This window comes from Halomonas sp. PBN3, assembly GCF_000475415.1.
GTDB classification, from domain to species: Bacteria; Pseudomonadota; Gammaproteobacteria; order Pseudomonadales; family Halomonadaceae; genus Halomonas; species Halomonas shengliensis.
The window spans coordinates 1-690 of record NZ_AXCA01000200.1; the positions used below are offsets into that span (position 1 = coordinate 1).

Genomic DNA, 690 nt, shown 5'->3' on the forward strand with positions numbered 1-690 from the left:
TCAGCGCATACGGCTCTCCATTCAAGCGTGACTCAAAGCCATGGCAACATCTCGGTAGCGCGAAGTGACGGTGTTGCGTACCTCTTCCCGTGGCAGATAGGGATTTGACTCAGGAAGCCGCCATCGGAAGGTCATCTTTCGACTGGTCACCAGACGTCTTAGGCTCGTTACGCAGAAAACACCTCTGCCATTTGGGCCAAAGAATTTCCATGTCTTGGCTTGTTTCTCTGTTGGTCTCAGGAAGTGTTTTCGCATCATAGACTTTATCGATGCGCGATACTTCCTTGAAATCCAGTGGCTAAATCGCCAGAAAACAATGCCATCTATCTTCCTGTAAGTGATCGCGGTGAAGTCGGTATGCTGGTAGAAATTCGCCCATCCCGCCAGTCGGCGATTCAGGCGGTCCACCATGTCAATCCTATTCGCGCTATGATTGCTAGACAGTTCTTTCGCCAGAGATGCAGCGAAATTCTTTGCCTTTTCGCGGGGGATGGACGTGACCGGGCGCATTGTGCCATTGGGTCCGCGTTTACGGACTACTCTATGACCCAGGAAAATGAACCCATCATTCACATGTGTAATATGGGTTTTATCCATATTCAGAGTTAATGAGAGGTCGTCCTCAAGGAACATTCGGCACTCCTCGCGGATGGCCTCAGCATGCGCCTTGTTTCCTTTAACAACCAAGAC

General features: G+C 50.3%; 1 protein-coding gene. It reads right to left on the reverse strand.

The annotated features are described in order from the left end of the window. Positions 1 to 21 precede the first annotated feature (21 nt). The coding region (locus tag Q673_RS36225; protein ID WP_327050016.1) for a group II intron maturase-specific domain-containing protein at positions 22 to 690 on the reverse strand (669 nt) is incomplete at its 5' end.